The 6443-nt window shown below is 42.7% G+C and carries 2 protein-coding genes, 21 tRNA genes and 2 rRNA genes (1 of these 25 cut by a window edge); all 25 read left to right on the top strand.

The genetic code is table 11. The features are described from left to right. Positions 1-383: ribosomal RNA gene (locus RCG21_RS27605) — 23S ribosomal RNA — on the top strand (it extends 2556 nt beyond the left edge of the window). A gap of 132 nt (positions 384-515) precedes the next feature. Beyond that, positions 516-632: ribosomal RNA gene (gene rrf, locus RCG21_RS27600) — 5S ribosomal RNA — on the top strand. 9 nt (positions 633-641) lie between these two features. Continuing rightward, positions 642-717 (top strand) — tRNA-Val (locus RCG21_RS27595). Positions 718-733: 16 nt separating this feature from the next. Continuing rightward, positions 734-809, top strand: a tRNA-Thr gene (locus tag RCG21_RS27590). A 12-nt stretch (positions 810-821) separates the two neighbouring features. Continuing rightward, positions 822-897: transfer RNA gene (locus tag RCG21_RS27585), tRNA-Lys, on the top strand. A gap of 14 nt (positions 898-911) precedes the next feature. Further along, positions 912-996 (top strand) — tRNA-Leu (locus RCG21_RS27580). A 14-nt stretch (positions 997-1010) separates the two neighbouring features. Continuing rightward, positions 1011-1085 (top strand) — tRNA-Gly (locus RCG21_RS27575). 5 nt (positions 1086-1090) lie between these two features. After that, positions 1091-1179, top strand: a tRNA-Leu gene (locus RCG21_RS27570). 15 nt (positions 1180-1194) lie between these two features. Beyond that, positions 1195-1271, top strand: a tRNA-Arg gene (locus RCG21_RS27565). Between the two features lie 4 nt (positions 1272-1275). Further along, positions 1276-1352: transfer RNA gene (locus tag RCG21_RS27560), tRNA-Pro, on the top strand. A 19-nt stretch (positions 1353-1371) separates the two neighbouring features. Then, positions 1372-1444 (top strand) — tRNA-Ala (locus tag RCG21_RS27555). Between the two features lie 19 nt (positions 1445-1463). After that, positions 1464-1540, top strand: a tRNA-Met gene (locus RCG21_RS27550). A 4-nt stretch (positions 1541-1544) separates the two neighbouring features. After that, positions 1545-1621 (top strand) — tRNA-Ile (locus tag RCG21_RS27545). A gap of 18 nt (positions 1622-1639) precedes the next feature. Then, positions 1640-1732 (top strand) — tRNA-Ser (locus RCG21_RS27540). 46 nt (positions 1733-1778) lie between these two features. After that, positions 1779-1852 (top strand) — tRNA-Met (locus RCG21_RS27535). A gap of 3 nt (positions 1853-1855) precedes the next feature. Continuing rightward, positions 1856-1932 (top strand) — tRNA-Asp (locus RCG21_RS27530). 6 nt (positions 1933-1938) lie between these two features. Continuing rightward, positions 1939-2014 (top strand) — tRNA-Phe (locus RCG21_RS27525). Positions 2015-2045: 31 nt separating this feature from the next. Further along, positions 2046-2121: transfer RNA gene (locus tag RCG21_RS27520), tRNA-His, on the top strand. 6 nt (positions 2122-2127) lie between these two features. Beyond that, positions 2128-2201: transfer RNA gene (locus tag RCG21_RS27515), tRNA-Gly, on the top strand. Positions 2202-2207: 6 nt separating this feature from the next. Then, a tRNA-Ile gene (locus RCG21_RS27510) sits at positions 2208-2284 on the top strand. Between the two features lie 12 nt (positions 2285-2296). Next, positions 2297-2371, top strand: a tRNA-Asn gene (locus RCG21_RS27505). A 3-nt stretch (positions 2372-2374) separates the two neighbouring features. Beyond that, positions 2375-2465, top strand: a tRNA-Ser gene (locus RCG21_RS27500). A 12-nt stretch (positions 2466-2477) separates the two neighbouring features. Continuing rightward, a tRNA-Glu gene (locus RCG21_RS27495) sits at positions 2478-2549 on the top strand. An 855-nt stretch (positions 2550-3404) separates the two neighbouring features. Beyond that, entirely contained in the window at positions 3405-5351 is a 1947-nt protein-coding gene (gene glgB, locus RCG21_RS27490; RefSeq protein WP_308913953.1) for a 1,4-alpha-glucan branching protein GlgB, read from the top strand. After that, positions 5293-6438, top strand: a complete 1146-nt coding sequence (locus RCG21_RS27485) for a glucose-1-phosphate adenylyltransferase (protein WP_133334233.1) — start codon at positions 5293-5295, stop codon at positions 6436-6438. Before glgB ends, RCG21_RS27485 begins: the two co-directional genes overlap by 59 nt. Positions 6439-6443 lie beyond the last annotated feature (5 nt).

Here is a 6443-nt window from a genome sequence, read left to right as displayed (position 1 = left end):
ATCCTGGGGCTGTAGTCGGTCCCAAGGGTTGGGCTGTTCGCCCATTAAAGCGGTACGCGAGCTGGGTTCAGAACGTCGTGAGACAGTTCGGTCCCTATCCGTCGTGGGCGCAGGAAATTTGAGAGGAGCTGTCCTTAGTACGAGAGGACCGGGATGGACGCACCGCTGGTGTACCAGTTGTCTTGCCAAAGGCATCGCTGGGTAGCTATGTGCGGACGGGATAAGTGCTGAAAGCATCTAAGCATGAAGCCCCCCTCAAGATGAGATTTCCCATAGCGTCAAGCTAGTAAGATCCCTGAAAGATGATCAGGTTGATAGGTCAGAGGTGGAAGCATGGTGACATGTGGAGCTGACTGATACTAATCGATCGAGGACTTAACCATAGTCTTAAGGTGAACTCGTTTTTACTAAAAACTTCTTCTGTATTATCTAGTTTTGAGGGAATGAAAAAAAATAAATTTACCTCTTGAAAAATTTCAAAAAGACATTATAATAAAATAGTGTCTGATAAACAGTCTGGCAATAATGGCGAGAAGGTCACACCCGTTCCCATACCGAACACGGAAGTTAAGCTTCTCAGCGCCGATGGTAGTTGGGGGCTGTCCCCCTGTGAGAGTAGGACGTTGCCAGGCTGTTATAATGGAGGATTAGCTCAGCTGGGAGAGCATCTGCCTTACAAGCAGAGGGTCGGCGGTTCGATCCCGTCATCCTCCACCATAATATTTATAAACCTGCCGGTTTAGCTCAATTGGTAGAGCAACTGACTTGTAATCAGTAGGTTGGGGGTTCAAGTCCTCTAGCCGGCACCACTTTTATGTTTAGAGCCATTAGCTCAGTTGGTAGAGCATCTGACTTTTAATCAGAGGGTCGAAGGTTCGAGTCCTTCATGGCTCACCATTTAAATTGGATATGCGGGTGTGGCGGAATTGGCAGACGCACCAGACTTAGGATCTGGCGCCGCAAGGCGTGGGGGTTCGACTCCCTTCACCCGCACCAATTAAATTAAATATGCGGAAGTAGTTCAGTGGTAGAACACCACCTTGCCAAGGTGGGGGTCGCGGGTTCGAATCCCGTCTTCCGCTCCACTCTTGCCGGGGTGGCGGAACTGGCAGACGCACAGGACTTAAAATCCTGCGGTAGGTGACTACCGTACCGGTTCGATTCCGGTCCTCGGCACCAAAGCTTTTAAAATATGCGCCCGTAGCTCAATTGGATAGAGCGTTTGACTACGGATCAAAAGGTTATGGGTTCGACTCCTTTCGGGCGCGCCATTATCGGGAAGTAGCTCAGCTTGGTAGAGCACTTGGTTTGGGACCAAGGGGTCGCAGGTTCGAATCCTGTCTTCCCGACCATTATCTTTAATTATAATATGGGGTCTTAGCTCAGCTGGGAGAGCGCCTGCTTTGCACGCAGGAGGTCAGGGGTTCGATCCCCCTAGACTCCACTTATCTAAATAATATTTTGGCGGTGTAGCTCAGCTGGCTAGAGCGTACGGTTCATACCCGTAAGGTCGGGGGTTCGATCCCCTCCGCCGCTACCAAAAGGGACCTTTAGCTCAGCTGGTTAGAGCAGACGGCTCATAACCGTCCGGTCGTAGGTTCGAGTCCTACAAGGTCCACCATTATATTTGAAATATTACGGAGGAATACCCAAGTCCGGCTGAAGGGATCGGTCTTGAAAACCGACAGGCGGGTTAAACCGCGCGGGGGTTCGAATCCCTCTTCCTCCGCCATATGATTTTATCTTCAGCATAGAGTTTTAGCTTCAATTATTATTATCGCGGGGTGGAGCAGTCTGGTAGCTCGTCGGGCTCATAACCCGAAGGTCGCAGGTTCAAATCCTGCCTCCGCAATTTGGTCTGGTAGTTCAGTTGGTTAGAATGCCTGCCTGTCACGCAGGAGGTCGCGGGTTCGAGTCCCGTCCAGACCGCCATTTGTTGGCTCAGTAGCTCAGTCGGTAGAGCAAAGGACTGAAAATCCTTGTGTCGGCGGTTCGATTCCGTCCTGAGCCACCATTTAAATTTCAATAGCATGCTTCCAAGTATGGCGGTTGTGGCGAAGTGGTTAACGCATCGGATTGTGGTTCCGACATTCGTGGGTTCGATTCCCATCAGCCGCCCCATAAAATGCGGGTGTAGTTTACTGGTAAAACCTCAGCCTTCCAAGCTGATGTAGTGGGTTCGATTCCCATCACCCGCTCCAAAATATGGGCCTATAGCTCAGCTGGTTAGAGCGCACGCCTGATAAGCGTGAGGTCGATGGTTCGAGTCCATTTAGGCCCACCATATTTTAATTATTCCGCAGTAGCTCAGTGGTAGAGCTATCGGCTGTTAACCGATCGGTCGTAGGTTCGAGTCCTACCTGCGGAGCCATATAGAGAAGTACCCAAGTGGCTCAAGGGGCTCCCCTGCTAAGGGAGTAGGTCGGGTAACCGGCGCGAGGGTTCGAATCCCTTCTTCTCTGCCATAAAATTTAATCGGCCCCTTGGTCAAGCGGTTAAGACACCGCCCTTTCACGGCGGTAACACGGGTTCGAATCCCGTAGGGGTCATATAGTAAAGCTGATGATATAGTTCATCAGCTTTTTTATATTGAAGGATCCTCCGCCATAGAATCTATATGAGACTGAATTTTATGAATTACTTTTGTATGTTTCCTCAATGTACGTATAGGGGATAGATGTAAATAAGCCACGAGACTAAAAGTGTCTCCAATACAGCGTATAGGAGACAGATACGGATGTATCATGACTGAAAGTGTCTCTTATAGGGCGTATAGGAGACAGATATCGGTGTATCATAACTGAAAGTGTCTCCTATAGAGCATTTAGTAGACAATTATGAATGAATTAAGGCTAAAGTGTCCCCAAAAGGCCCCTTTAACAAGTATTTGTTAAAAAAGTATCTCTTACGCAACATGCTGCATTTATGAAGATTTTTATAGGTTCATGTACTTTCTACTTTTAAAAATCATTATTTCCACTTTCTACGTTTTACTTTCTGATTTAGCAAATATACGTTCCACTTTCTACGTTTTACTTTCCGGTTTAACCAATATACTTTCCACCTTTCACACTTTACTTTCCACCTACCAAAATTTATCGTCCGCCTCGACCCAAACCGAACCACTCTCCATTAATATTTTCCTCTATATATCTTCCACTCCTACAATCACAAAATGTAAACGCTGCCAGGCAGAAACTTTTTTTAAGAGATTTCATCTGTTTTTGTCGAGAAACGTTATTTTCTTTGTCTGTTATGCTCGAATTCTGTCGAAAAAGCAAGCAATATGGAATTTGATAATAGTTATTGTCAGAAAACATAAAAAAGTATTTCAACGAAAATACAATAATTACAATTATAATTGTACTTTGTAATACATATTTTCAATGGAGATGAGAAAAGCCATGGCAGTGAATACATTTTTTCCTACTGACTATCAGTTGCATTTATTTCATGAAGGAAGCTTTTTTCAAAGTCACCAGCTTTTTGGCGCTCATATCTATAAAGATTCCGATAAAGTATATACACGGTTTTGCGTATGGGCCCCTAGGGCGCTAGAGGTGAGGCTAGCTGGCGATTTTAATAATTGGAACGGAAAGGGATATGAACTACAAAAAGTGAATGATGAGGGTGTTTGGATTCTCATAATGGACCAGGACCTTGAAGGACGCCTTTATAAGTACGAAATTATGACTGAAAATGGTGAGGTCATCAAAAAGGCTGATCCATATGCATTTTATTCAGAACTACGTCCGAATACTGCATCAGTTGTTTATTCCTTAGAAGGATATTTGTGGCAGGATGAACAGTGGATGAATCAGAGAAGGAAAAAAAACTTTCTATCAGAGCCTTCTGTTATCTATGAAGTTCATCTAGGGTCATGGCTGAAGAAGCAGGATGAAGAATTTTTATCCTATAAGGAATTGGCGGCAGAGCTTCTTCCCTATGTTCTTGAACATGGGTTCACACATATTGAGTTATTACCCCTTGTTGAACATCCGCTCGATGCGTCTTGGGGATATCAAGGTACAGGTTATTATTCTGTAACTTCAAGATATGGTAAACCGGAAGATTTCATGTATTTTGTTGACCAGTGCCACCAGCAAGGAATAGGAGTTATTCTTGACTGGGTACCAGGGCATTTTTGTAAAGATGCACATGGTTTATATCAGTTTGATGGTTCGCATGTCTACTCTTATAGTGATGTACATGATCGGGAAAACCCGGTATGGGGGACAGCGAATTTTGATTTAGGAAAAGCTGAAGTGCAGAGCTTCCTTATTTCAAATGCCTTTTTTTGGATGCTTTACTACCATATTGATGGTTTTCGAATGGATGCGGTTGCCAATATTATTTATTGGCCGAATGCCGACGGAAAAATTGAAAACCCATATGGGATTGAATTTTTAAAGAAATTGAACAAAGAAATCCACGAATATGATCCATCCTTCTTGGTGATTGGAGAGGACTCAACTGATTTTCCTCGTGTCACCACACCGGTTTGTTATGGAGGATTAGGCTTCGATTATAAATGGAATATGGGCTGGATGAATGACATGCTTGAATATATGGAGACACCCCCTTATTCTCGTTCAAAAGTCCATTCAAATGTATCCTTTTCGCTTTTATATGCATTTTCAGAAAACTTCATGCTTCCATTCTCTCACGATGAAGTTGTCCATGGGAAAAAGTCATTATTAGATAAAATGCCAGGTGATTATTGGCAAAAGTTTGCTCAATTACGACTATTACTGGGCTATATGTACGCCCACCCTGGCAAGAAACTGTTATTTATGGGATTTGAACTAGGGCAATTTTCTGAATGGAAAGATAAAGAACAGCTTGATTGGAACTTGCTGGAGTATGACATGCATCAAAAAATGAATGTGTATGTTAAAGAATTAACAAAGTTTTACAAACGTTCAAAACCTCTTTATGAATTAGACCATCTTCAGGACGGATTTGAATGGATTGATGTAAATAATCATCATCAATCAATCTTTTCTTTTATCCGAAAAGGAAAAAAAGTGGAAGAGTCATTAATTATTATTTGTAATTTTACAGGGGTTGGATATGAAAATTATCGGATTGGTGTTCCGTCCCCTGGAGAATATCGAGAAATTTTTAATAATGATTACGAAATATTCGGCGGTGCCGGATGGATGAATAAAAAGAAAATCATCTCTAAAGAGGAGCCGTTTCATGGCAGGAGATATTCTGTTGAAGTAACCATTCCGCCATTTGGATTCCTCATTATTAGACCTGTCAAAAAGCGAAAGGAGAGAAAAGGAAATGGGAAAGAAAAAGTGCGTAGCCATGCTATTGGCAGGAGGGAAAGGAAGCAGACTTAACTCTCTCACAAAGGACCTTGCAAAACCGGCTGTACCTTTTGGGGGGAAATATCGGATTATTGATTTTCCTTTAAGTAACTGCTCTAATTCCGGTATCGATACCGTTGGTGTTTTAACGCAATATCAGCCATTACTGCTCAACTCGTATATTGGAATTGGCAGTGCCTGGGATCTTGACCGAAAGGATGGCGGGGTAACTGTTTTACCTCCATATAGTGAATCGTCTGAAGTTAAGTGGTACACAGGTACGGCTAGTGCCATTTATCAAAATTTAAATTATCTTAAGCAATACCAGCCGGAATATGTGTTAATACTTTCCGGAGATCACATCTATAAAATGAACTACGAAAGCATGCTTGAATATCATATTGAAAAAAGGGCGGATGTCACGATTTCCCTAATTGAAGTACCATGGGCAGAAGCCAACCGCTTTGGCATTATGAGTACGAATGAGGATATGAGAATTACAGAGTTTGAGGAAAAGCCGAGCAGTCCTAAAAATAATCTTGCTTCCATGGGCATTTACATTTTTAGCTGGAATATACTGAAAGAATATTTGGAAATGGATGAAAGAAATCCTCATTCCAGTCATGACTTTGGAAAGGATGTTATTCCTTTATTACTGGATGAAAAGAAGAAACTTTATGCCTACCCTTTTAAAGGGTACTGGAAAGATGTAGGTACGGTCCAAAGCCTTTGGGAAGCCAATATGGATTTATTAAATGATAAGTGTGAATTAGATTTATTCGATCTTGACTGGAGAATTTATTCAGTTAATCCGAATCAGCCACCACAATATATTGCCCCAAATGCTATCGTTACAGAATCACTTATCAACGAAGGGTGCACCATTGAAGGTGAGATTGAAAAGTCAGTTCTATTTCAAGGGGTAAGTGTGGGGCAAGGGACAATTATAAAAGAATCAGTCATTATGCCTGATGCAATTATTGGTAATAATGTCTTGATTGAAAAGGCAATTGTTCCAAGTGAAGTTACGGTTCCGGATGGAACAGTCATTCGTTCATATGAAGATGAAATTATCCTTGTGACAGAAGAAATGTTAAGTGGGCTATATCCTGCGTTTTAAATAAA

This window comes from Bacillus salipaludis (assembly GCF_030938565.1).
GTDB lineage: Bacteria > Bacillota > Bacilli > Bacillales > Cytobacillaceae > Neobacillus > Neobacillus salipaludis_A.
This window is presented reverse-complemented; position numbering and strand designations above follow the sequence as displayed.

Coding starts and splice junctions, on each gene's coding strand:
- glgB (WP_308913953.1), top strand. CDS start 3,405: ATGGCAGTGAATACATTTTTTCCTACTGACTATCAGTTGCATTTATTT.
- RCG21_RS27485 (WP_133334233.1), top strand. CDS start 5,293: ATGGGAAAGAAAAAGTGCGTAGCCATGCTATTGGCAGGAGGGAAAGGA.